Source organism: Virgibacillus kekensis (genome assembly GCF_042654125.1).
GTDB classification, from domain to species: Bacteria; Bacillota; Bacilli; order Bacillales; family Amphibacillaceae; genus Lentibacillus; species Lentibacillus kekensis.
The window spans coordinates 1,029,084-1,054,562 of sequence record NZ_JBHSFU010000004.1 but is presented as its reverse complement, the minus strand read 5'-3'; the positions used below and the strand labels follow the sequence as shown (position 1 = coordinate 1,054,562).

Genomic DNA, 25,479 nt, shown 5'->3' with positions numbered 1-25,479 from the left:
AGAGTTTTAACAATACAAAAAAATAAAGTCTTTCTTAACTATCGCCTGTTAATAGATTAAAACAAGGCAAAAATTGGACTTAAAAGAACCCTAGAATATGTTTTAAACACTCGTGGTATATCTCTCTACTCTAATAAGTAATTGACACGTTAGAACCCCATCTAAGCCTTTAAAAAGAATGCCGCTCTATTGCAATTTCTATGATGTTGGAAGTGTACCTAAATAAAGGATTATTTTATGTATCTAACATATCCCAATCATCACCTAGAATCCACCTAAGTTCTGATAAATTACCATTAAGCATTCCCCATTCGAAAGAGGTATAATCTATTTATATTATACGACAAAAAATATGATAAAATAGGAAGAAAGTTGGAAATTCCGAGAAATGTTTAGGGGGACTTAATAATGGCTGTTAAAGCAGATATAGATTTTCAGAAAGACTTATTCGATGCAGCGACTAGGATGAGGGGAAGTATTACTCCATCAGATTATAAACATTACGTATTGCCACTAATATTTTTAAGATATGTTTCTTTACGTTTTGATAAGCGAAGAACACAAGTTGAAGAAATGGTTAATGAGCCAGATAATATTTGGTACTCAGAAGACCCAGAAGTCAGAGAGAGTATACTTAACGACCCTGACCAATATAAATCAGAAAATGTATTTATGGTTCCGCAAGAAGCAAGGTGGTCTTATCTAGTTGAAAAAGCAAATGATAGCAATATTAAAGGAATTTTAGATAATGCTATGAAGTTGATAGAGCAAGAAAATCCTGAATTAGAAGGGATCTTACCACGTATTTTTCAAGGATCCAACTTACCAGCAGAAAATGTTGCAGGGTTAATTGAAGTATTCTCAAGAGATGTTTTTAGTGCACGTCATGAAGATAGTGTCGATGTACTTGGCCGTACATATGAATATTTCATTGGAAATTTTGCATCTAGCGAAGGAAACAGAGGAGGAGAATTCTTCACACCTTCATCGATTGTAAAACTTCTTGTTGCAATGATGGAACCAATTGAAGGAACAGTTTTTGACCCGGCTTGTGGTTCAGGAGGAATGTTTATTCAGTCAGAAGCCTACTCAGACAGAGGAAATGCGCTGTCATTTTATGGTCAAGAAAATGTTGAAACAACTTTACGATTAGGAAAAATGAATGTTTTATTACATGGAATGAATGCTGAGATTCGACTAGGTGATTCTTTATTAAATGACCAGTATCCTGACTTAAAGGCTGATTACGTTATTGCTAATCCGCCATTTAACGTTGATACATGGGGAGCAGAAAGAATTTCAAAGGACGACCCTCGTTTAATTGGTCCAGTTACTAATGCCAATGCTAACTATATGTGGATGCAGCACTTCCTTTATCACTTAAAAGAAGGTGGAACAGCAGGCTATGTCATGGCTAATGGAGCCATGACAACTAATACTACTGGTGAAAAAGAGGTTCGTCATAAGTTAGTTGATGACCATTATATTGATTGTATTGTTCAACTACCAGAAAAATTATTTTTTACAACAGGGATTCCATGCTGCTTATTCTTCTTAAGTAAAAATAGAAATGGATCAAAGGGATATAGAGAAAGACAGAATGAGATTCTTTTCATTGATGCCAGAAAAATGGGATCATTAGTAAGTAGAAGACAAAAAGCGTTTTCCCAAGAGGAGATTAATAAAATTGCAAAAGCATACCATGATTTTCGTAATAATAATGGGAATGTTATAGAAGAAACAGGCTTTGTAAAAGTAGCGACACTTGAGCAGGTTCGAGAGAAGGACTATAAGTTAACTCCAGCGATATATGTTGGAACCGCTCAGAATTATGATGAAGATTTACCATTTGAAGAAAAAATTGAAGAGTTAAGGAATACTCTTAAAGAACAATTTACAGAAAATAATAGCCTTCAAGAGAAGATTCTAAAAGACTTGGAGGAGTTGCTGTGAAGAAGATTAATTATCCTACTGTGAAAATAAAGGATTATGTATTTTTTCAGGAAGGTCCCGGATTACGTACATATCAGTGGACCAAGCAAGGTATGAAAGTCATTACGATTGGAATGGTTACTAAGGAAGGAAATATTGATATTTCCTTTACTGATAAACACATTTCTTTAGACGAATTTAATTCAAAATATAAGCATTTTGCTATAGAGGAAAATGACATTGTAATTACTACTTCTGGCGTAAGTTATGGAAAAATCTCTAAAATTAAAAAAGAACACTTACCTATGATGATGAACACCAGTGTTATTAGGTTTCATTCAAATAGTACTGAATTGGATCATGATTATTTATATGCCTATTTACGTTCTAGTCATTTTAAAAACCAAATCGATGGGTATGCATTAGGATCAGCACAGCCGAACTTTGGACCAAGTCATATTAATATGATGGATATGATATTACCACCAATGAGTATTCAGAAAAGAATCTCTTCCATTATTAATTCTCTTGATAAGCAGATAGAAATTAAACAAAAGATTAATGAAACCCTCGGAGAGATGATAATGACACTCTACAAACATTGGTTTGTAGATTTTGGGCCATTTCAGGATGGGGAATTCGTAAATTTAGATAATCACATAATTCCAAAAGGGTGGGTTATAAAAAAACTCTCTGATGTAGTCAATATAAGTACCAAATCAGTTAACCCAAGTAAACTGAATGATATTTCTTTAAGACATTATAGTATTCCTGCATTTGATAGTGGAATGTCGCCTTCTATAGATTTGCCTGAGGAAATAAAAAGTAATAAGTATCTAATAGAAAAAGATACTATTCTGGTAAGTAAATTAAATCCGGCAACTCCACGGATTTGGACTGTGTTTCATAAAGAAGAGGATAATAGTTTACAAGTATCTTCCACCGAATTTATTCATTACATTCCAAAAGATAAAAAATATTTTTCATGGTTGAACGGGTATTTGAGGTCTTTTGATTTCCAATCAGAATTTATTTCGTATGCAACAGGTTCTACTAATAGTAGACAAAGAGTAAAGCCAAATGTCACTAAGGAATTTGAAATAATTCTACCACCGGAGGATGTATTAGAAAAGTTTAATAAGGTTGTGTCAACTTTTTATAAATTATCGGGAAAAAATATTAATACGCTTTCTTCATTAACCGCTACAAGGGATTATTTGATTCCACGTTTAATTTCTGGAGAAATAGATATTCCGGAAGTGGTAGAAAAGGTAAGGGAGGTTATATCAAATGAGCAACCAGAGCCGTCTGTATGAGTCTGATTTCGAGGAAACAACTATAGAGAGGCTGAAAAATTTAGGGTATGAATATATTCCTGCCTATGAGTGGGGGACACGGTCATCGTTATCTGATGTTGTCATGGAAAAAAGGTTGGAAAAGTATCTTTATGATACTTATCCGACCTTTCCCAAAGAACATATGCCTGCATTAATATCTCAGATTACTAATGTAGACGGAGTCACAGTTGAACAACGAAATGAACGATTTCATGATGTTTTAACAAAAGGAATAGATTTTAAAATTGAGCAAGAGAATGATGAAGACCAATTCTACCATATCTCTCCTATCAATTGGGAAAAGCCTTTAGAAAATGATTTTGTGGTAATGAATCAATTGGCTATTGAAGGGAGAATGTCACGACGACCAGATATCCTTGTTTATATTAATGGATTACCACTTATACTTTTTGAATTAAAAAGCCCTTATATAGAAAACACCACAGTTCAGGACGCCTACACACAAGTCAGAAATTACACCTATGACATAGCCCAACTATTTAATTATAATGCGTTTTCTGTTATTTCAGACGGAACAACAACATTACATGGAATGCCATTTGCCCCAATTGAATTTTTTGCTGCTTGGAAATCTATTGACGGCGTAAGGATAGACAACAACATCGCTAATACAATGAAAACTCTTGTAGAGGGTTTATTTCAAAAAGACCGCCTACTAAATTATATTCGTAATTTTATCGTCTTTATGGACAATGGTAAAACGAAAGCAAAAATTGGAGCCAAGTATCACCAGTTTTTTGGTGTGAACTTTGCTGTCCAAGAATCCATTCGAGCAACAAGACCAAATGGGGATAGAAAAATTGGAGTTATTTGGCACACTCAGGGGTCAGGTAAATCAATATCTATGTTATTCTTTGCCGGTATCTTAATTCGCCATAGTGAAATGAAAAATCCAACTGTTGTGATTCAAGTAGATCGAGCCGATTTAGACAATCAATTACATGACACTTTTGTTGAGGGAAAAACACTTGTAGGTCATGTGAAACAGGCTGATTCTGCTAGTGATTTAAGAGAACTTTTAAAAAATGAATCTGGTCAAATAATATTTACCACTATTGAAAAGTTTCGTTTGAAAGAGGCGGAAGGTGTTCATCCAGTTCTTTCTGAACGAGAGAATATTATCGTTATAGCAGATGAAGCGCATAGAACACAATATAATGATGCCGGATATGCAGGCCATATAAAAACGGCTCTACCCAATGCCAGCCATATCGGTTTTACAGGTACTCCGGTTGATTTTGCAGGAAGAAGTACAAATGAAGTATTCGGTCATACGATTCATACCTATGATATGCTTCAGGCAGTTGAGGACAATGCAACAGTTCCAATTTATTATGAATCACGTCTGATTAGATTAGGGGTAACTAACGACGAAATAGATAGCCAAATTAATGAGTTAGGAACTGGTGAAGGTAACGACGAACTTGAGAAACATCGCAGAGCATGGGCTGCTCTTGCTAAGTTGGCTGGAACTAAGGAACGTGTCGAGGAACTAGCAAAAACAATTATTGATCACTTTGCTGAAAAACAACTAGTAACACCTGAAGCAAAAGGCATGATTGTATGTATGAGTCGAGAAAACTGTGTTGCTCTTTACAATGAATTGCGTAAACTACCAAATTGTCCACCAGTTGAAATTATTATGACTGGTGATGTATCAAAGGACCCGGAAGAATGGCGTCATAAACAAGGTGGTAGTGATTACTCCCATATTAAATCTAAAGAGGAGCAAGAGGCTGTAAAAGCAAAATTACGAGATCCAAAAGACCCGCTTAAACTTGTTATAGTCAGAGATATGTGGCTTACTGGTTTTGATGCTAAGCCTTTAACATACCTCTATGTAGATAAACCAATGAAGGGTCACAATCTTATGCAAGCAATTGCACGTGTGAACCGTGTATTCCCCGGTAAGCAAGGTGGAACAATTGTAGACTTTATTGGAATTGCAACCCAACTAAAAGAAGCAACTAAAAAGTATACGGACAGTGGTGGTAAAGGAGATTTAACATTTGACATTGAGCAAGCAGAAGGACTGTTTTGGGGCTTTTTACAAGAAGTAAGAGAACTTATCCCTCAAAAACTTTATCCTAACAACCTGTCCTTAAATGAGTGGCGAGCATTACCAAAAGTTGAACGGGAAGATTTTATTGCAGAGGTGGTTAATCACTTTTTAGGTGGTGAAGAAAAGGTATTTTTAGAAGCACAAGTCAAACTTGCTAAATCCCACAAACTTGTTTCTCACCTTTCCTCTGTAACTGCAGTTTCAGGAGAAGTTTTATTATATGACATTGTTAAAACACAACTCCGCAAAATATCACAACCAATTGGTGGAGACGGCCAAAACGATAACAATTATGAAAAGAAATTAGGACAAATAGTAAATGAAAGTGTAAGTTCTTATGGTGCCTTGGATCTGTTTGAAATTGCAGGAATCGATAAGCCTAACATATCAGTACTAGATGATGCCTTTTTAACAGGGTTAGTCGAAAAACCCCATATTGATTTACGAATGAAATTGTTGAGGCAACTTTTGGAGGATGAAATTAAGGTTAAATTTAAAAAGAAAAACCCAAAAGGTAAACAGATGAGTGAAATGTTAAAGAAAACGATCGAAGAGTATCACAACAGAGTAATATCAGCAGCAGATGTTATTCGCTTTATGGTTGAGATGAGAAATAACCTAGACGAAGAGACAAAGCGAAGAATGGATCTAGGGCTAACTGAAGAGGAAGTAGCGTTTTATGAAATAATCGCAAATATGGAAAACGCTACATTCGATAATCAGTTTATGGCAGGTTTAGTCCATCAAGTTGTGAAAAACATGAAAAAAGAATTTCAAGTTGATTGGACCAACCCACACCGCCAAGATATCTTATCAAAAGTTAATCTCGCAGTAAAGGCTACATTAATGAAAAATAAGATAAAGCCAGAGCAGTTGAAGTTTTTGACCAATGCCTTTGTAGAGGAGGCAAAGGAACAGTTTAAAGATTGGCCAATTGATGCATAAGTAAAGTGGAGGGACTTATTTGGGGAAAGACAATAATAAAAATATCATTGATAGTTTCTCAGGAGTAAACGAGCAAATGCAGCGCTTCAGCAAATTAACAAGCCAATTAGATTTTAGTCCAATGCTTAATGCTCAAAGAGAAATACAATCTATTGGACTAACAGCATCTAATATGATGGAAGGAATGAGATATCCGTTACTAGAAATACACAGTAACTTTCATTCTAGTGGTTTGTTAGAGGCTGTTAATCAATTAAATAAAATCAAATTACCTATATATGATTTACAAAAAAAACTAAGTTTAATTGATCTTAGTGATTCAATTGCTACAATAAGTAGGATTTCAAATTTAGGAACAGTACTACATTCAGATGCTTTTGCGGAAATTGCTAAAGCGACAAGTACATTGAATCAAATACACGCAAAAATTGACTTCTCTGGTATCAGAAAATCGTTAGAATCTATAAGTGGTATAACTATGCCGCTACAGCGTTTAAGTGAACAGATACAAAGCATGAATTTGGCAAATTACGATTTAATTTCTCTGATACAGGACACTAGTTATGTCTTTGAAAATGTAAGGGCAAAGACTATTGATATTGCAACCGTAGATATTTCAGCAATTACTGATTTATTAAATGATATGACATTCGGAGAGATAGAAGTCGAAGAAAATGGTAGTGTTAAATATCAAAATACACAATACACAAGGGATGAAGTACAAGATATTGTTAACAAAGCATTACATGAAAGCAACATACTTATTCAGCAAAATAGTACAGAAATTAATTCATTAATATCAGAAGTTAAAAAATATCAGCAACAGCCACTATATCAGCAAGTTTTAATAAACCTAATATGCGGTATAATTCTATTTTTAGCAACACCATTTATGCAAACAGTACAGGATTCTATTACGAATATAATGGTTGAAAATAAAGTGAGAGTATTGAAGGTAATTAAAGCAGAATATCAAAGCCTTATTTTAGATAATAAAGAACAATTACATTATCGAATTGTTAGTACAGATAAAATGATTGTAAGAATAACTAAAAAGAAAAATTCAGATCCAGTTGGACAGGTTAATTTTGGTACAGTGGTAGAAGTGCTTTACAAAAATAAAAACTGGACACTGATTGAGTACGAAAATGAAAATGAGCAAATTGTTACTGGTTGGGTTTATACTCGATATTTAGAGAAACTAAAAAAATAAAAATATCTTTTTCAAACAAGAGTGGTGTTTCTATACTGCTCTTTTTCTTTATGTTTAAAGGGAATCGAATGTGGGTGCACAACTGTTTAGATAGGAATTTCAAATTACTAAGACACTGGAGGAGATTACTCATGAAAAAGGAGCACTTAGAAGTAAAAGGAATGGACACTGAATTTGTTGAGTTTCATCACCAACAACATAATATCCTTTTTACTAGGTTCGACCATGTTAGTTTAACAGAGACAAAAGGGAGGAAAGAAACCAGATATTTTTTTATGTAGCCTGTACTAGAAGTAGTGGAGATTTATTTTTTATTAAAGAAAAAGAGATCCCTGTTGACTATAAAATAGTAAATTAGATAACCTTATATACCGGTAAAAAAGCATTAGGGGTGGACAGCTCCTAATGCTTTTTTGCCTCTTACTCTGCTAAGTAAAAGATTAACATATTTAATAGTGTTTTGGTGAAATAATAATCATTTAATTCCCCAATCTTTGGAGGGTTATTCAATCCATGTCGAATTTTTACTTAATCAAAAATTCTTAAAAACTATGATTATATGATACAAGCTATCTAATAAGTCTTGTATTACTTTCGAACTATGTATAAAATAAAGATAAAGTATAAAAAAAGTAAGAGTACATCGAGGTGGTTTTATGAAAATAAAGTTATTTCAAAAGACACAAAGGGATTTAGCAACATCTATTAATCTTGTTATAGATAGATATTGGGAAGATGAAATTGATGAATCAAAAATGATAGAACTTATTCAAAAGTTATATGCCACAAATAAAAGTAAGTTCATGAAAGAAGGAGAATTTACAACAATTCTTCGTCAACAATGTGGAAAACGTAGGCTTGAGGTAGTTGATCAAGTGATTAATCAAAATTATGTCAGTTAGGAAAGTTTGATGAATGAGATACGTCATAGAATATTCAACTCGATTCACAAAAAGAAAATTGGCTGGAAAATGAGATCTCTATTATTCTTGAAATTTTATTACAAGGGAATCTAAGGAAGTTATTTTAGAGGTTATTTCAATTGTGTAGTCCGGTGAGTATTAATATGGTCCATACTCGTGCAGTAGCTTTTGATGAGATATGAAGGAATACTTTGTAAATGCTAATGAATATGATCGTAAGGCGATGACATTGAAGCTTTTTATAGATTACAAGCTTACTACAAAATAACGGTTTAGTAGGTAAGGGAAGTGATGCAAATGAATAAAAATTTAGATGATCTACTATCTCATATTAATGATAATTTTCGTTTCGGTAGTAAAATAGAGCAAAATTTTGTTGACGAGTGGTTTAAAGAATACACACTTGAAATAGAAGAAAAGTTTGCCGTTTATGATGAACTAGATTCTTTGCAAATAAAAATCATTGATCTTCCAAAAACTTTATTAAAGGCAAAGTTATTTAAGTTGTTAAAATGTATTGAGCTAGAAAATGAAATTAACAGAAGTATTCTTGTGAAATGGTTCAAACAAAATAATATAGATGAAAGTATACAAGAGAATATTCTAAGCGATCTAACGAGAAGAGAATATATCATTATTGAAGATACACCGCAACAGAAAAACGAAATTGATTTTGATATACCTGATGATTTATTTGAAAATGATCTAGATTCTTTATTGGATGACAACAGCTTCATTGAACATGTTGATTTACTTGAAGATGTTATTGATAAGTCATGGAATATTGAATATTTATATCAAATACATTCAGGAGATGAATCAAAACGAAATAAGTCACTTAGTAATCTAGTTGAAGCGAATAGAAAATTAGTTTGGAAGATTGTGAAGCGGTATTCAGGATTAGCAACAGTGGGGTTCGATCTGAATGATATGTATCAAGTTGGGGTTATTGGATTACTAAAGGCTGCAGAAAAATTCGATGTTACCTTGGGTAATCAGTTTTCAACTTATGCTACTTGGTGGATAAGACAAGCGATTACTAGAGGGATAGCGGATTATTCAACATTAATACGAATTCCAGTTCATTATAGAGAAAAAATGAATAAATTCATAAAAATCGAGAATGAATTGTGGAATGAATTGGCTAGACCTGCTACAACCGTTGAGATTTCTAAATTAATGGAAGAACCTATTAACGTGATAGAAGAACTGCGCTTTTATATTTCACAAAGTAATTTGGATAGTCTTGATCGCCTTGTTGGAAATGATGAAAACACTCCATTAGGTGAATTCATGTTAGACGAAAAATTAAATATGCCTGAAGAGGAATATTATAAAGTTGAATTAAGAAATACAATAGGTGAGATCTTTAAATCAAATTTAACGGAGAGAGAAATGCAAATTTTATATTATCGTTTTGGATTTAAAAACGATGAAATAAAAACATTGGAGGATATTGGACAAATATTCAATTTGACAAGAGAAAGAATTCGACAAATAGAAGCAAAGGCGCTTAAGAAGCTTCGAAGACCAAAAACGACTACAATATTAAAGGAGCATTTGTATGAATATTGAAAAAAGAATTGAGGAAATTGCAGAACAAAATGGACCATGTATAGTTGTTTTAAAAGGTTTTGACACAAGCAAATTAAAAAGAGAGAAAAAGTACTTTTCGTTTAGTATAGACTACTTCGATACAGTAAATTTATCAACTCTACAAGAACAGGTAATAGAAGATATTATCCAACATCGTACTTTTACAGATGCTTATTTATGGATGACGATTGAAGAATATCAATTATTTAAAGACCAAGAAGCTATTAATAAAATGCCCGTATTGGTAATCGAAAATAATCTGTTTAATAAACAGTATCCATACAGAGGTTCACTGTCAAATGTTGAGAGCATTTATCATTACCTATATTATCAAGAAGATAATGAATTAGAAAATGATCAGTTAAAAATATTAGAAAACGTCTCGAAATTTTATGGGCAAATTGATTATTCGAAGCACAGTGGAAACTATTATGTGACGTATCCAGAATTTGATGAAAAACCATTGACTTTTAAATATTATGATGAGAAGGAGTATGACTATAAATTTAGCGAAGATTACCCTACAGAAAATATCTCGCAAATAGAATTATCGGATGATGAACTTCCCTTTTTAGATCTCATTATGAACATTATTACAAAAGAAGGTACCAATAATGTCCTATTTGTTTTATCAGGCGCAAATGAGCTACTACCTAATAACTATTTAGCGCGAATTAATATTCTCGCTAATATTTCTGATATAAATATTTATTTTACAACTTTATCAATAAGAAGAAAGGTAATAGCGAATGAAGATGCATATGTGAAAATTTTGAATGATGTTTATGGGTACGATGATTACAAAGAAATTGAGTTTTATAAAAACATAGAGGGTCAATCTAAAGAAACGATAAATATTTCACAAGCTCAAATTATCGATGATATAGTCATTCAGGCAGAAAAAGCAATGCATGGTGAAGATTTTCGTGATATTTATATAACTGCAGCAACAGGAGCAGGAAAATCAGTGATGTTCCAAATCCCGGCATTATATTTAGCGGATAAATATGCAGATGATAAACCTTTAACTTTAGTAATATCACCATTGATTGGTCTAATGAATGATCAAGTTGATAGTATGCAAAGAAAAGGGATTAAAAACTCAGCAACAATAAATGGAAATACTCCACCTTATGAAAAAGAACGTATACTTGATGAAATTCAAAATCAGAAAGTTGATATTTTATACCTATCTCCTGAAACGCTTCAAGCTCGATCCGATATTAAAATGCTGATTGGTAATAGAAATATTGGTGTCGTGATTATTGATGAGGCTCATATTGTAACTACTTGGGGAAAATCGTTTCGCTCTGACTATTGGTATTTAGGTATCTATCTAGCAAAGTTAAGAAAGGAGTATAAATTCCCTATAGTTACTTTCACTGCAACGGCTATATACGGTGGACGAGAAGATATGTATTTAGATACGAGAAATAGTCTTAATATGATAAGTCCTATTTCATACTTTGGAAAAGTTCGTCGTGATGAGTTAATTATGGTTGTTCGAAGTAGTGAAAAAGATCTAGAGAAAGAAGGAAGGGATTATCGAAAAACGAAACACGCGTTAGCTTTGAAACATTTAAAAAAAGCTCATAATAACAAACAAAAATCATTAGTTTATTTTCCAACAGTAAAATTGTTGACAGATTTCAAAACCTTTTTAACGCAAAATGCACCAGATCTTGCTGAAGCTACAGGTAAATACCATGGTAGCCTTTCAAAAGAGGAAAAAGATGAGGTTTTATATCAATATGTAAGTGGAGAATTACAATTTGTTTTAGCAACGAAAGCCTTTGGAATGGGGATCGACATTCCTGATATTACAAATGTTTACCATTATGCTCCTACTGGTAATGTCGTTGATTATATTCAAGAAATCGGAAGGGCAGCTCGAGATAAGAAAAAAGTTGCTAACGGATATGGTTTAATTGATTTTCTAAATCGTGACATGAACGAGGTTAAACAGCTATACGGTATGTCAGCGATTAGAAAGAGTCAAATTATAGAGGTTATGAAAAAAGTTTTATCAGTATATAAAGAAAAGAATTATAACCGTAATTTAATTATTAGTCCAGAGGATTTTAAATATATCTTTGTTCAAAACAAACGTGATGAAGATTCATTAGACAATAAAGTGAAAACTGTTTTATTAATGATTGAAAAGGATTTTTCTTCACCAAATAAACTAGGGTATTCGCCATTTGTCGCGAGACCAAGAAGTCTATTTGGGAATGATTTAATTTTCGTTACTCCTAAATTGGAAAGAACTTTTATTCATTCTAGCTTAGGAAAATATTTTAGCAAGCTATACGAAATACAGAGTGAGAGTTATTCTGCTGTATATCAAGTGAACTTGAGTGGAATATGGGAAAAGTATTATAGAAGTATGTCTTTTCCTAGTTTCAAATTTGCATTGTATTCAGCAGAAGAAAGAGCGAAATTGAAGCATAAATCTATTTTTGAAAAGCTTATATATGTGTCAGGTGTAGAAGTAGGGTTGAATAACAATGAATCAATTGAGCCAATTGTTTCTGAGTATAATTTAATCTTACAGGGATTTGAAACATTCGTTAATATTTATAAAATGTCTGGAAAACATTTTTCGGTAGATGATCTTGGATATCATTTTATGAAAACATTAAAAATCTCTGATAAGTTCGAAGCAATGACGTTTGCACAAACAGTTATTAACGCAGCATTTGAGTATTCTAAGATAAAAGAGATTAAATTCATATCCGAACGTCCGAGCAGTGGAGATTCTAAACCGAAGTATATCATTCACAAAGATGGAGATTTATTCACGACATTCATTAAGAGAGGCTTGTTAGCAACTTTGAAGCCGAGTGATAATTTTGTTGAGCACGGTCGCGATATACTTACATTTTACATGAGGGCAAATAGTGTTGAATTAGATGCGAAGATAGCAGCACTTGGAATTGGGGAGAGTCGAAAGTTATTAAATTATCAAGTTGTGGGTGGAAACAACCCACAAATATATTTAAGGATGAACTCAATTTATCCATTAGAAAAAGCTATTAAACAAGGTGATTTTTATCAAAATAGAATTTTAAAAGATGTTCAAGATAAACATTATACAAGCGTTGAAATGTTGAAGTATCTTTTTACAAAAGAACAAGAAGGAAATTCGCCAAAAGAGAAAATTCTAAATTACTCAAAATGGTTTTGGGATAATATAGAAGATTATTTTATGGGAATTCTACCAGGCGAAGTAAAGGACGCTTTAAGTAAACCGAAAAAATAAAGTCTATCATTTTAAAAAGCTAAGCGTTAAATCCTTTACACTTTCTAAATCAAGTGAAAGTGGTTAGTCGCCCGGTGTATTACACACGAAAAATGAAGAGACCTAATTAGCAAAGCATTGATTAGATTGTAAAGAATTATTAGGAGCAATATTTTAAATATATATTTATATGAGTATTAAGTTATAAAAAATAAGCATTGGTACTTCACCAGTGGCTATTTTTTTCTCTTAAATCACAGCGGTGCAAAGTATTGCTAGTACACGATATTGACACTACAATCTAGGAAGAAATAATTATTATTATTTAACTTTTAATGTATTATTATTCAAATTGCCTAGTGAAGTATTGCGTTGGTTAGCATAAAACTCTTTTATGTGAACAAAGAATACATCAATGATATTGAATTGAATTATACAAAATTTAAAAGTTGTAATATAATAATTATATAGACTATGGACTTTATAATAGAAAGTGGGGGAAGTCCTATGACAATGCAACGTTTTGCAGAACATATAATTTCTTTATCCAATAACCATGGTGGAATAAGTAATCTAAAGCTACAAAAGATATTATATTTCACACTCGGAGAATATATAAAAGATCACGGGATTAATGATTTGGTCAATGATATTTATACAGAACCTTTTGAAGCATGGTCGTATGGTCCTGTTGTTAGATCAGAATATTTTAGAAATCAAAGATTTGGTAGATATAACATTAGAAGAGAAACAACTACTAATAGTAATTATAATGAATTGAATTCATACTTTAACAACAATGTGAATAGAAGTATTAGCTCGTTAATAGAAGATAGCCATAATAGACCTACATGGTATAATAACAGAGAAGCCATCCTTAGAAATCAAAAAATTATCTACTCATTAGAGGACCTACAAAATGACTTTAGATAGACAAGAATTATCAGAAAGACTTATCGATTGTTTAAATAAGTTATATGGGGCAACTTCTTCTGGTGTAGATGAAGAAATCCAAAAAAACACTTTTCAAGAATTCTTTGACCTTCTAAACGAAATGGAATATGACTTATTACCGTATGCGGCAGCTTCTCAGTTTCTTTATAATAATATAAAAAACGGAGAAGGATTCTATTTAATACAAAGCATTGAGGATTCTATTAAAGAAGAATTTGATGTCACTGATGAAATTTATAAAAAAGGATTAAAGATAGTTGAACACTTAGAGTTAGCTCAACAACAAAAAGAAGCATTATTTGCAAAGCAAGAAGAAAAGATACATTATATAGAAGAAATGCAAAAAGTACTGTTGGACAAGTCTAAAAAGGTTGAGGAATTACAAAAAACAACTGAAGACTTGCAAGAAGCAAATAAAAAACTCCAAGAAGAAAATGCTAAAATGACTACAAATTATATTACAATCTTAGGGATTTTCGCCGCAATATTGATGGGGGCTTTTGGATCAATTCAAGGTTTTACTAGTATTTACGAGAATGCCTATAGACTGGAATTATTTGAGGTATTGATTATTAGTTCCATTGGAGCATCTTCTGTAATTTTAATATTATTTTTCTTATTAAATGGAGTTGCGAAGTTAACAGGTAAATCTCTTTCGAGTTCTAAAAGAGAGTCGGCAACTTTGACTGAAAGACACCCAACTCTTATTATTGTTCATATGATGTTAGTGTTATTGTGTTTAATCGCAGTTGCATTAAAATTAAGTAACGTTAATTTGAATTTCGCTTGGGAAGGGCTATGGTGGTTGCTCCCAATTTTTTGGTTTATTTATATCCTGAATGTTATAAAAAGCAAATAGATATGGACATTTGATAGGATGTTATTTTTGGTCACACATCAACATACCCGTACCTTTTAAACACATAGAAATATAGTGAAGGCATTTGGAAACTTGATTCCAATGCCTTCATTTTCTTATATTTTGCCTCTTAAATAACTACGCTGAACCGTATCATAAGTAAATGAGGTTTTAGTAGAGCAGAAGAGCATAAAGCATTAATCTTAGACTCGAGGGATGAAAAGAAAGCCCGAATACAATCTTAAAGGCTTTAAGGACAAAATATATAACCAGATAAACTTCACTGCTAGCGACATGATATTCATCCGGTTATTTGTAATCAAAAATTATGGCCTAGACAATACCTTGTTCTATCATAGCATCGGCCACTCTCAAAAACCCTGCAATATTAGCACCAACAACAAGGTTGTCAGGGTGACCATATTCATTTGAAGCTTTTACACTGTTTTGGTAAATATTACGCATAATCTGTTGTAGTTTCGCGTCAACTTCTTCAAATGTCCAGGAAAGTCTCATACTATTTTGGGCCATTTCTAGCGAAGATACTGCAACTCCGCCTGCGTTAGCTGCTTTAGCTGGTCCGAAAAGTATTCGATTATTTAGGAACACATCAATGGCTTCTAAGGTGGATGGCATATTTGCCCCTTCTCCAATTGCGATTACCCCGTTAGCTACCAATAACTTGGCTGAATTCACATCGATTTCATTCTGAGTGGCACAAGGTAGAGCAATATCACAAGGTATCGTCCAGATTCCTGTGCATCCTTCATAGTATTCAGCGTGAGGATGTTCATTTACATATTCTGCAATTCTTTTATTCTCCACTTCCTTCAATTTTTTTACAGTTTGGAGGTTTATTCCATTCCTATCGTAAACAAAGCCGTTGGAATCACTGCATGCTATGACTTTAGCTCCAAATTGAGTAGCTTTCTCCATTGCATAAATCGATACATTTCCAGTCCCTGATACCACCACGGTTTTTCCTTCAAAACTTAATCCTTTGTCTTTTAACATTTCTTGTACAAAGTAAACAGTGCCGTATCCAGTTGCTTCTGTTCTGGCGAGGCTTCCTCCATAACTAAGTCCCTTTCCAGTTAATACACCAGCACGATAGCTGCCCATAATTCTTTTATATTGTCCAAACATATATCCAATTTCTCTGGCTCCCACCCCAATATCACCTGCAGGAACATCGGTATCAGGATCAATGTGTTTACATAGTTCTGTCATAAAGCTTTGCGTGAATCTCATAATTTCCCCGTTGGATTTTCCTTTTGGGTCAAAATCAGAACCGCCTTTTCCTCCTCCGATGGGCTGGCCAGTTAAAGAATTCTTAAAGATTTGTTCAAAGCCTAAAAATTTAATAATGCTCGCATTCACGGAAGGGTGAAATCTTATTCCGCCTTTATAGGGTCCAATGGCACTATTGAATTGAACACGGTAACCCCGGTTCACTTTCACTTTCCCTTGATCATCGACCCATGGGACACGAAAGGTAATGATTCTTTCAGGTTCAACAATCTGTTCAAGAACCCCGCTCTCCATGTATCTTGGGTGTTTAACAAATACAGGCACAAGTGAGTCAAAGATTTCCTTAACAGCCTGATGGAACTCTTTTTCGTGAGGGTCACGTTTTTTAACTGCTTCATAGACCTCGTTGACATAATCTTTAGCCTTTTGTATCCCATCGTGCTTGATCTCCGTAATTGTTGCCATTATTATTCACTCCCTAACATTTAAAAAAGCTATATCTAATAAAAGCCCTAAAAGAAAAATTTCAGTTTTTTTACTTAAATGTATTTTATAAGTTATAATTAATCGAAACAATATCTAATTTAGATAATATTAATGCCGAAGTAAGATTAATTGAAACAAGAGGTGAACCCAATGGAATTAAGGCAAATACAATACTTTATAGAAGTAGCCTTAAGAGAGCATGTAACGGAGGCCGCTAATAATCTGCATGTTGCACAATCCGCCATTAGCCGTCAGATTGTTAATTTGGAATCAGAATTAGGAGTTCCTTTGTTTATAAGGGAAGGAAGAAATGTAAAATTAACCCCTATCGGGAGGATTTTTTTGGAGCATATGCAGAACGCCATGAAGGTTATTGAAACTGCGCGGCGTGAAGTAGAAGAATATATAGATCCAGATCGTGGTACCATTCGAATTGGTTTTCCAAGCAGTCTGGCTACTTACATGCTTCCAAATGTCATCTCTGCCTTTCGGGAGTCTTATCCAAATGTGAAATTCCAGCTCAAACAAGGATCTTATCATCAGCTGGTAGATGCCGTTGTAAAAGGCGAGATGGATATGGCCCTCATCGGACCATTACCGAAGCAAAATAAAAACATTAAAACAGAGATATTATTTGTTGATAACATCGTCGCTCTCTTGCCATCTAACCATCCTCTAGCTGAAAATACCCTACTTAAGCTCAGTCAGTTGAAAAATGATTCATTCGTTCTATTTCCTGACGGGTTCATACTTCGGGATATTGTGGTCAACGCTTGCCAATATCAAGGATTCCAGCCCAAGGTATCATTTGAGGGAGAGGATATAGATGCCATAAAAGGCTTGGTTTCGGCAGGTTTAGGGGTAAGCTTGATTCCTGAGATTACGTTAATTGATAATTTGCCACGCTCCACAGTCAAATTACATATTACGGACCAGCAAGTCACCCGGACAGTTGGAATCATTACTCCTAGTGATCGGAAATTACTTCCCTCAGAAAAAACTTTCTATGATTTTATAATAGACTTCTTTGAAACTGCCAGAAGATTTTCATAGCCATGTAGGAATTTTAGTGTTGTGGATTGGTGTTTTTCTCAATAAATTTAAAGGAAATCTCACATACATGCGTTTTCGGTGAACCTTATCACAAATAGTGTTGTAAGGTGGTAACGAATTATAACAAGTTATATAACAACAAGTCCCCTTAGAACTCCTACACAAGTTGGGGGTTTTTTTATAAAAAGAATTAATTATTAAAGAGAATAAATGTTCCCTTTTATTAATTCTTCCAATGTATAGATGGTATAATATTACATAGTAGAAGGTTAGAAAGTGGTAAGTAAGTTTCTATTAAAGAGGGAGTGATAGGTTTGCAAAATGAAACTGATGTCCTAATCTATCAAACAGAAGACGGAAACACAAAAATAGATGTTAGATTAGAAAATGAAACCGTTTGGATGACACAAAAGGCCGTAGCAGAATTATATCAAACCTCACCTCAAAATATTACGCTTCATATTAAAAATATATATGAAGAAGCAGAATTGCAGCAAGACTCAACTTGTAAGTATTACTTACAAGTTCAAAATGAGGGATCAAGAGAGGTAACTAGAAAAGCAAAACACTACAATCTCGAAATGATTATTGCAATCGGCTATCGAGTTCGCTCCCATCGTGGCACACAATTTCGTCAGTGGGCTACTGAAAGGTTAAATGAGTATCTTGTTAAAGGCTTTACTATGGATGATGATCGTTTGAAAGAAATGCGTAACTTTGGCCAGGATTACTTCGATGAATTATTGGAGCGAATCCGTGACATCCGCGCTTCTGAGAAGAGGTTCTATCAAAAGATTACGGACATTTACGCTACCTCTGTTGACTATGATTCTAAGGCAGAAATCACTCAGGAATTCTTTGCAACGGTTCAAAATAAACTCCACTTTGCAATTCATGGTCAAACTGCTGCTGAACTCATTTCAGATAGAGCAAATGCTGAGACCGAAAATATGGGCCTTAAATCATGGAAGGGAGATAAAGTACGGAAACAGGATGTCACTGTTGCTAAGAATTGTTTATCAGAAAAAGAGTTAAAGTCGCTTAATCGAATTGTTACGATGTATCTAGATTATGCCGAGGACCAGGCAGAAAGACAGCGACCAATGCATATGAAGGATTGGATTGGTAAACTAAATGCATTTTTGCAATTCAATGATCGTGAAATTCTTGAAAATGCTGGAAAGGTCTCTAAAGTTGTTGCAGATGAAATAGCCATTCAAGAATACGAGAGATTTAATCAACATCGAATTAACCATGATACTAATGATGATTTTGAACGATTTATTGAGAACAATAATCTTAAGAAGTAAATTTCCAGTGGTTTTTGAAGGAACTGTATCGAACTCAGGAATTACAGTATCAGACACTTTTTTTGCTTTTTCACTAGTTTGTAAAATCTAAGATGACCGAGGTGCATTCCATTCTTAGTTAATCTGCTAAAGCCGTGATGATTAATACAATAATGATAATAGATAGATAAATCTGATATAATTTACACCAACAACCGTAAAACTCAGAGGTGCATATGGAAGTTATACATTGGATGATAAAAAAAGTGCGTCAAACGGTGATGGACTACCAATATTCGATTCATGAAACGCTAGCCGGGCGGTATAGGATTGAAGAAATATTACGGAATGGCAGTTATGGCATCATTTATTTATGTTGGAATCTGGAATCCAACCAAAGATGCGTGGTCAAACAGATGCGCAAGAGTAAGAAAAAAGAGAATGAAGAAAACTATAAGCAGGAGACGGCCATTCTTCAGATGCTGGATCATCCGGGTATTCCCAAACTGATTGAAACTTTTTCGTATCAGAATAAGCAGTTCTTTTCTATGGAGTTTATCGAGGGGGAGAATTTAGAAGATACGTTATTTGCGTCGAAGCAGAAGTACAGTGAGAGCGAATGCCTGGTAATGGCAAAGAAGCTGACTGCCATTACCTGCTATATTCATGAAAAAGGAGTTATCCATGGCGATATCAGGATTCCGAATGTACTCCTTAACCGTGGGGAGTTATATCTGATAGATTTTGGATTGGCCCACAACCTGCATACAGACAACCACGCCAAAGAACATCAGGAACAGTTAATTCAAGAAGATTTTTATGACATAGGGGATTTCCTGCTCTTTCTTCTATACTCTCCCTACGAGGCTGAAACAAAGAAAAATAGATCCTGGACCGAAGAGCTAACATTAAATCCAAAAACAACAAATATCCTCAAAAGGTTGCTTCAGATTAATCAGCCGTACCATCGGTGTGAAGATATCCTTGCAGATATGGAAGAAGCAATCACCATTCTTTCAGCCACTGACCATAAGTAAAAAACTCCATTCAGCAGGGTGTTATCTTCCCGCCCAATGGAGCCCTGTAGCAAGTCATCCAGATAGCTATCAGCTACTACTTCGGTAAAAGCCTTTTTTCTTGTAACGATGTGAGCCTTGGTAGGGATAACGTCCGCGTCGTCCACTGTTGCTTCCGTAATACGGCCGCTTCTTTCTGTCGCTAGAGCTGCGACGATGGTATCTTGACCGGCCATTGCTGCTGCCGTGCTTTTTCATCTCATGAGAAACTTTCTTTAGGAACTTTTTAAACATAGAGCTCCCTCCTTTACTGTTTATACGGATTGGTATTTAGAGAGGTTTCATGATTTCGGGTAAAAGCACTCTCGTATACGAAACATAGGGTTGCCATTCTGATTGATCTATTATAATGAACCTTCGTATATCTGAAGCGGCCCAGCACCTATGCAAAAGTACAGGTAGTGGAAGTTGCGGATAAGAAGGTCACAGAGAATATGAGTGTGGCTGAAACGGAAGAGATGAAACAGAAAGAAGGCAAACGCATTCTTGCCAATATTAAGCAGGATACATACGTGGTGACCCTCGAGATCAACGGTAAAATGCTAAGCTCTGAGCAGTTTGCAGCCAAAATGGACGAGCTTGCAACATACGGGAAAAGTAAAGTAGCGTTCGTGATTGGCGGGTCGCTTGGGATAAGTGAAGACGTTCAGAAACACAGTGACCTGGCATTGTCTTTTTCGAAGATGACATTTCCACATCAGGTTATGCGGCTGATATTGTTAGAGCAGGTTTATAGAGGTTGCAGGATAAATCGGGGGGACCGTATCATATAGTGATAAGACAACTAGTGGAACTGTAAATTGATAAAGAATGGCTTAAGCAAGGGGTTGGTTCTTCGCTTCCATGAAGCAATAGAACCGTCCCTTTGCTTCGAAAGAACGAGAGAAGGTAGAGAATAAGAGAGATTGAAGGGAGCGGCGGCACTGTGAGAAGTGCCGCCGTATTTTTGGTACAATGTAAAGAACAACATAAAGTAATCGGTAAAAAGGATTGAATTGAATATAACCATCATTGCGGTCGGAAAATTAAAGGAAAAATATCTCAAGCAGGGAATACGAGAATATTTGAAGCGGCTCAGCACTTATGCAAAAGTCCGAATTATTGAAGTTGCTGATGTAAAAGCACCAGAGAATATGAGCGATGCTGAAATGGAAGAAGTTAAACAGAAGGAAGGCGAACGGATTCTCTCCAACATTAAGCAGGATACATACGTAGTAACCCTCGAAATCAATGGAAAGATGCTAAGCTCCGAACAGCTTGCAGCCAAAATGGACGAGCTTGCAACGTACGGGAAAAGTAAGGTTGCTTTTGTTATCGGCGGATCACTTGGGATTAGTGACGATGTGCAAAAACGCAGCGACCTGGCGTTGTCTTTTTCGAAGATGACATTTCCGCATCAGGTTATGCGGTTGATTTTGTTGGAGCAGGTTTATCGCGGATTTAGGATTAATCGGGGGGAACCGTATCATAATTAGGTAAGGTTTTTTTGGGTGAAATATAAGGCTCTTAATAACATAGAATCTTCGTGTTCCTATTCTTCTCTTTTTCTCCCATTCATTAACTTAAATAAATCACTTCATATCTCGATTATTCAAAATGATATTAATTGTTGGCATAATTATCAAAAATAGTCCTTACAATTTCTGCCTCATCTTCAACAATTACAAGTTTCTTCTTAATGCTTTTATATCCTAAAAATAAAAGCATAAAGTATACATGTAGGGATAATTACATTGCTATGTTTGAGTGGGGCGGTAATTCGTCTCACTTTTTACTTTTAACGGACTCAAAGCTTGACTATAGGAAAAAAATAATATAATTTTTTTGGCAATTATACTTTACAAGCAATTTATTTTGTTATAAGTTATATATAACAAAATAAATCGGAGGTGACTCATGCTTCTGGAAGAAATAGCGTCTATAAACCCTGGGTTGGTTCTCTCGAGAAAACGAGCTGATGAAACAGATAACAATATTTTCACTTATACAATGCTTTCTTTAACGGATATTGACCCTTCAGGATACATTAAGGCAGGGGTTTTTGAAGAATACAAATCAAAAGAGAATATTAAACAGAGTTTTCTCACTAAAAAAGATGATGTAATCATGCGTTTAACTTACCCATATACAACTTTGTTGATTGATAGCACGTTTGAAGACTTGATTATCCCCTCGTCATTTGCAGTTATTCGAATAATTGATAGGGAGTTTAAGCCTTCGTATGTTGCTTGGTTTTTGAATCAATCATCCATAAAACAATACATTCAATCCATCCAAAGCGGTTCTGTAATTGGAAGCACAAACAAAAAAGTTGTAGGGTCTATTGAAATCAAAAAACTTCAATTGGAAGATCAAGAAAGGCTTCAAGAAATTAACCGTTTAAAACACAAAGAAAAACAACTTTTAGAAAAGCTTTGGGAAGAAAAAGAGAAACTTTATCAGTATACAACACAACAAATTATAAAGGGAGAGAGTAAACATGATTAAAGAAACAGTCACACAATCAGATATTAACGCTGTACTATGGCGAGCGGCAGACACGTTTAGAGGGAAAATTGATTCAAGTATCTACAAGGATTATGTTCTGACAATGCTGTTTATTAAATACATAAGCGATGCTTATAAAGAGCATCTTACGGAGTACACTGAAAAATATAATGGGGATGAAAGACGAATCCAACGTGCCTTATCACGTGAAAGATTTGTACTTGAAGAGTCCGCTTCGTTTGATTACCTTTATGATCAGCGTCATAATCCTGAAATCGGTGAGATAATCAACAAAGCCTTAGCAAAGCTTGAAGATGAAAACACAGGAAAACTACGTGGGGTATTCCGTAACATTGACTTTAACTCAGAATCTGTATTAGGCAAAACTAAAGATCGCAATTCAATGCTGCGATCACTTTTAGAAGATTTTAACACAATCTCATTAAAACCATCTGTTGTTGGTAGTGAAGATGTCATTGGCGACTCTTATCAATACATGATTGAACGATTTGCATCGGATGCTGGGAAGAAGGGAGGAGAGTTTTTTACCCCCTCAATGGTATCTGAGTTATTAGCCAGACTGGTTCAACCGCAAGAAAACGATCGAATTTATGACCCAACATGCGGATCAGGTTCCTTATTGATTCGTGTTGCCAATCAAGTTCCAAATAAAAAAGTTGCCATTTATGGGCAAGAACGTAATGGTCAGACACAATCATTAGCAACCATGAACATGTACCTGCACGGCATAGATGATGCGAAACTTGAGTGGGGTGACACATTAGCTAACCCTCTTCACTTGGAGAATGACAAGCTCATGAAATTCCAACGGATAGTTGCTAATCCTCCGTTTTCTTTAGACAAATGGGCGATGGGTTTTGCTGAAGATACCTCAGATGATAAGAAGTTCAAAATGGATGCTTCATTAGACCCTTACAGACGATTTGAGTGGGGTGTGCCACCAAGTTCTAAGGGGGACTATGCTTTTGTTCAACACATGTTGTATTCCTTAGCAGAAGATGGTTCAATGGCAACCATTCTTCCACATGGTGTGCTATTCCGCGGGGCAAGTGAAGGAAAGATTCGTAAGCAGATCTTAGAGATGAATCTATTAGATGCTGTAATTGGGTTACCAGAAGGGTTATTCTTTGGAACAGGCATTCCTGCTTGCATCATGGTATTTAAAAAGAACCGTACACGAGATGACGTCCTCTTTATCGACGCTTCAAGTGAAGGGAATTATGAAAAAGGGAAAAACCAAAACAAACTTAGAGAAGAAGACATTCAGAAAATCGTCGAAACTTATGAAACCTATGAAACAATTGATAAATATTCTTATGTTGCTTCGATGGATGAGATTAAAGAGAATGACTTTAACTTGAATATTCCAAGATATGTGGACACTTTTGAGGAAGAAGAGCCTGTGGATATGGAAGAGGTTAAGCAGAATATCAATGAAATAAAGGCGGAACTTCAAGACGTTGAGAAGAAGATGGAAGCTTATTTAATAGATTTAGGATTGTAGGTGACTTTAGTGAAAAAAGAATGGGATACTTTTAAAATAAAGGAAATATCCGAGAGTATTACAGCTGGTGCAACACCGAGCACAAAGATTCCTGATTTTTGGGATGGGGATATTCCTTGGATGAGTTCTGGAGAGATAAATAAAAGAGAAGTTTTTAATACAGATAGAAAAATCACAGTGAAGGGATTTAAGGCGACCAGCACTAAAATGATTCCAAAAGAAAGCATTCTCATTGCACTGGCAGGTCAAGGTAAAACGAGGGCCACTGTCGCGATAAACAAAATAGAATTATGTACTAACCAATCTATTGCCGCAATTATTCCTAATAAAAAAATTAACCATAAGTTTTTATTCTATAACCTTGATAATAGATATTCTGAGATTAGAAGACTTTCCACTGGTGATGGGGGAAGAGGTGGGCTTAATTTAAAAATAATAGGGAGTATCAAAGTAGATATTCCACCATTAAAAGAACAACAAAAAATCGCCGATATCCTCTCTACTTGGGACAAAGCCATCGAACTTAAAGTGCAATTAATCGAACAGAAGAAAGAACAGAAAAAAGGGTTAATGCAGAAGTTGCTAACTGGTGAAGTGAGGTTACCTGGGCTTGATGGCGAGTGGGAAGAAGTTAAGCTTGGAGATATTGGTAAAACTTATAACGGATTATCAGGGAAAACAAAAGACGATTTTGGGTCTGGTAAACCTTATATTCAATACAAAATGATATTTGATGACTTTAAAATTAATTTAAATCATGTTGGATACGTGAATGTAGAAGAAGGAGAAAATCAAAACAGAGCTAAGTATGGAGATGTTTTCTTCACTACTTCATCTGAAGTAGCAGCAGAAGTGGGTATGAGTTCGGTCCTTTTGGACGAATACGATGAGTTATATTTAAATAGTTTTTGTTTTGGGTTCAGGTTTAATGACACACAGACTCTTATACCAGAGTTTGCTCAATACCTATTTAGAAGTTCGGTTTTCAGAAAACATACATTGAGATTGGCACAAGGCTCAACTCGATTCAATTTAAGTAAGAAAGAAATAATGAAAATTAAAATGCAAATACCTTCGTTAAATGAACAACAAAAAATTGCAGATGTATTAAATGCAGTGTCAAGAGAAGTTGAATTATTATCTAAGGAAGTCAAAGTACTGAAAAAACAGAAGAAGGGTCTCATGCAATTATTATTAACAGGAAAAGTGCGTGTAAAGGTTTGATACCA

The 25,479-nt window shown here is 34.6% G+C and carries 17 protein-coding genes and 1 pseudogene; 17 read left to right on the top strand and 1 reads right to left on the bottom strand.

Features of this window, described 5'->3' with window-relative positions:
* The first annotated feature begins 408 nt into the window (after nucleotides 1–408).
* The 9 genes from ACFO3D_RS09215 (at nucleotide 409) to ACFO3D_RS09175 (ending at nucleotide 15,083) form a co-directional block, all read left to right on the top strand.
* Entirely contained in the window at nucleotides 409–1,953 is a 1,545-nt protein-coding gene (locus tag ACFO3D_RS09215) for a type I restriction-modification system subunit M (protein WP_390295061.1), read from the top strand.
* Nucleotides 1,950–3,248 carry a restriction endonuclease subunit S gene (locus ACFO3D_RS09210; RefSeq protein ID WP_390295058.1) on the top strand — a complete coding sequence of 433 codons (1,299 nt, stop codon included), beginning with the start codon at nucleotides 1,950–1,952 and terminating at the stop codon, nucleotides 3,246–3,248. Before ACFO3D_RS09215 ends, ACFO3D_RS09210 begins: the two co-directional genes overlap by 4 nt.
* The gene (locus ACFO3D_RS09205; RefSeq protein WP_390295055.1) at nucleotides 3,223–6,297 is read left to right on the top strand and encodes a type I restriction endonuclease subunit R; all 3,075 of its coding nucleotides are present in this window, start codon (nucleotides 3,223–3,225) and stop codon (nucleotides 6,295–6,297) included. Before ACFO3D_RS09210 ends, ACFO3D_RS09205 begins: the two co-directional genes overlap by 26 nt.
* A 19-nt stretch (nucleotides 6,298–6,316) precedes the next feature.
* The gene (locus tag ACFO3D_RS09200) at nucleotides 6,317–7,510 is read left to right on the top strand and encodes an SH3 domain-containing protein (protein WP_390295053.1); all 1,194 of its coding nucleotides are present in this window, start codon (nucleotides 6,317–6,319) and stop codon (nucleotides 7,508–7,510) included.
* 656 nt (nucleotides 7,511–8,166) lie between these two features.
* Complete coding sequence (locus ACFO3D_RS09195; protein WP_390295051.1) at nucleotides 8,167–8,412, top strand: TIGR04540 family protein; 246 nt, start codon at nucleotides 8,167–8,169, stop codon at nucleotides 8,410–8,412.
* Between the two features lie 318 nt (nucleotides 8,413–8,730).
* Nucleotides 8,731–10,008: a sigma-70 family RNA polymerase sigma factor gene (locus ACFO3D_RS09190; RefSeq protein WP_390295049.1), complete on the top strand. Its 1,278-nt coding sequence runs from the start codon at nucleotides 8,731–8,733 to the stop codon at nucleotides 10,006–10,008.
* The gene (locus ACFO3D_RS09185) at nucleotides 9,998–13,291 is read left to right on the top strand and encodes a DEAD/DEAH box helicase (RefSeq protein WP_390295047.1); all 3,294 of its coding nucleotides are present in this window, start codon (nucleotides 9,998–10,000) and stop codon (nucleotides 13,289–13,291) included. Before ACFO3D_RS09190 ends, ACFO3D_RS09185 begins: the two co-directional genes overlap by 11 nt.
* 486 nt (nucleotides 13,292–13,777) lie before the next feature.
* Nucleotides 13,778–14,203: a Panacea domain-containing protein gene (locus ACFO3D_RS09180; RefSeq protein ID WP_390295045.1), complete on the top strand. Its 426-nt coding sequence runs from the start codon at nucleotides 13,778–13,780 to the stop codon at nucleotides 14,201–14,203.
* A complete protein-coding gene (locus ACFO3D_RS09175; protein ID WP_390295043.1) occupies nucleotides 14,190–15,083 on the top strand; it encodes a hypothetical protein in 894 nt (297 codons plus the stop codon). The genes ACFO3D_RS09180 and ACFO3D_RS09175 overlap by 14 nt, the downstream gene beginning before the upstream one ends.
* A gap of 333 nt (nucleotides 15,084–15,416) precedes the next feature.
* Here the strand turns inward: ACFO3D_RS09175 and gdhA are convergent, their stop codons facing one another.
* Nucleotides 15,417–16,799 (bottom strand): NADP-specific glutamate dehydrogenase, encoded by a 1,383-nt coding sequence (gdhA, locus tag ACFO3D_RS09170; RefSeq protein WP_390295040.1) that lies wholly within the window; start codon nucleotides 16,797–16,799, stop codon nucleotides 15,417–15,419.
* 171 nt (nucleotides 16,800–16,970) lie between these two features.
* On the opposite strand from gdhA, the gene ACFO3D_RS09165 reads away from it, so the two are divergent.
* From ACFO3D_RS09165 to ACFO3D_RS09130, 8 genes and pseudogenes are all read left to right on the top strand, one after another.
* Entirely contained in the window at nucleotides 16,971–17,873 is a 903-nt protein-coding gene (locus tag ACFO3D_RS09165) for a LysR family transcriptional regulator (RefSeq protein WP_390295038.1), read from the top strand.
* A gap of 314 nt (nucleotides 17,874–18,187) precedes the next feature.
* Entirely contained in the window at nucleotides 18,188–19,183 is a 996-nt protein-coding gene (locus ACFO3D_RS09160) for a virulence RhuM family protein (protein WP_390295036.1), read from the top strand.
* Between the two features lie 233 nt (nucleotides 19,184–19,416).
* Complete coding sequence (locus ACFO3D_RS09155) at nucleotides 19,417–20,199, top strand: serine/threonine protein kinase (protein WP_390295034.1); 783 nt, start codon at nucleotides 19,417–19,419, stop codon at nucleotides 20,197–20,199.
* 401 nt (nucleotides 20,200–20,600) lie between these two features.
* Nucleotides 20,601–21,011: pseudogene (rlmH, locus tag ACFO3D_RS09150) on the top strand (23S rRNA (pseudouridine(1915)-N(3))-methyltransferase RlmH); the annotation flags it as partial.
* A gap of 222 nt (nucleotides 21,012–21,233) precedes the next feature.
* Entirely contained in the window at nucleotides 21,234–21,713 is a 480-nt protein-coding gene (gene rlmH, locus ACFO3D_RS09145) for a 23S rRNA (pseudouridine(1915)-N(3))-methyltransferase RlmH (RefSeq protein ID WP_390295032.1), read from the top strand.
* A 421-nt stretch (nucleotides 21,714–22,134) separates the two neighbouring features.
* Nucleotides 22,135–22,725 carry a restriction endonuclease subunit S domain-containing protein gene (locus ACFO3D_RS09140; protein ID WP_390295030.1) on the top strand — a complete coding sequence of 197 codons (591 nt, stop codon included), beginning with the start codon at nucleotides 22,135–22,137 and terminating at the stop codon, nucleotides 22,723–22,725.
* Nucleotides 22,721–24,250, top strand: a complete 1,530-nt coding sequence (locus ACFO3D_RS09135; RefSeq protein WP_390295511.1) for a type I restriction-modification system subunit M — start codon at nucleotides 22,721–22,723, stop codon at nucleotides 24,248–24,250. The genes ACFO3D_RS09140 and ACFO3D_RS09135 overlap by 5 nt, the downstream gene beginning before the upstream one ends.
* A 9-nt stretch (nucleotides 24,251–24,259) precedes the next feature.
* Nucleotides 24,260–25,474, top strand: coding sequence for a restriction endonuclease subunit S (locus tag ACFO3D_RS09130; RefSeq protein WP_390295028.1), 1,215 nt, complete (start codon nucleotides 24,260–24,262; stop codon nucleotides 25,472–25,474).
* Nucleotides 25,475–25,479 lie beyond the last annotated feature (5 nt).

Excerpts from the sequence above, each read along its gene's own strand:
- ACFO3D_RS09190 (WP_390295049.1), top strand. The coding sequence starts at position 8,731 with ATGAATAAAAATTTAGATGATCTACTATCTCATATTAATGATAATTTT.
- ACFO3D_RS09175 (WP_390295043.1), top strand. The coding sequence starts at position 14,190 with ATGACTTTAGATAGACAAGAATTATCAGAAAGACTTATCGATTGTTTA.
- ACFO3D_RS09205 (WP_390295055.1), top strand. The coding sequence starts at position 3,223 with ATGAGCAACCAGAGCCGTCTGTATGAGTCTGATTTCGAGGAAACAACT.
- ACFO3D_RS09140 (WP_390295030.1), top strand. The coding sequence starts at position 22,135 with ATGCTTCTGGAAGAAATAGCGTCTATAAACCCTGGGTTGGTTCTCTCG.
- ACFO3D_RS09185 (WP_390295047.1), top strand. The coding sequence starts at position 9,998 with ATGAATATTGAAAAAAGAATTGAGGAAATTGCAGAACAAAATGGACCA.
- ACFO3D_RS09180 (WP_390295045.1), top strand. The coding sequence starts at position 13,778 with ATGACAATGCAACGTTTTGCAGAACATATAATTTCTTTATCCAATAAC.
- gdhA (WP_390295040.1), bottom strand. The coding sequence starts at position 16,799 with ATGGCAACAATTACGGAGATCAAGCACGATGGGATACAAAAGGCTAAA.
- ACFO3D_RS09155 (WP_390295034.1), top strand. The coding sequence starts at position 19,417 with ATGATAAAAAAAGTGCGTCAAACGGTGATGGACTACCAATATTCGATT.
- ACFO3D_RS09165 (WP_390295038.1), top strand. The coding sequence starts at position 16,971 with ATGGAATTAAGGCAAATACAATACTTTATAGAAGTAGCCTTAAGAGAG.
- ACFO3D_RS09195 (WP_390295051.1), top strand. The coding sequence starts at position 8,167 with ATGAAAATAAAGTTATTTCAAAAGACACAAAGGGATTTAGCAACATCT.
- ACFO3D_RS09215 (WP_390295061.1), top strand. The coding sequence starts at position 409 with ATGGCTGTTAAAGCAGATATAGATTTTCAGAAAGACTTATTCGATGCA.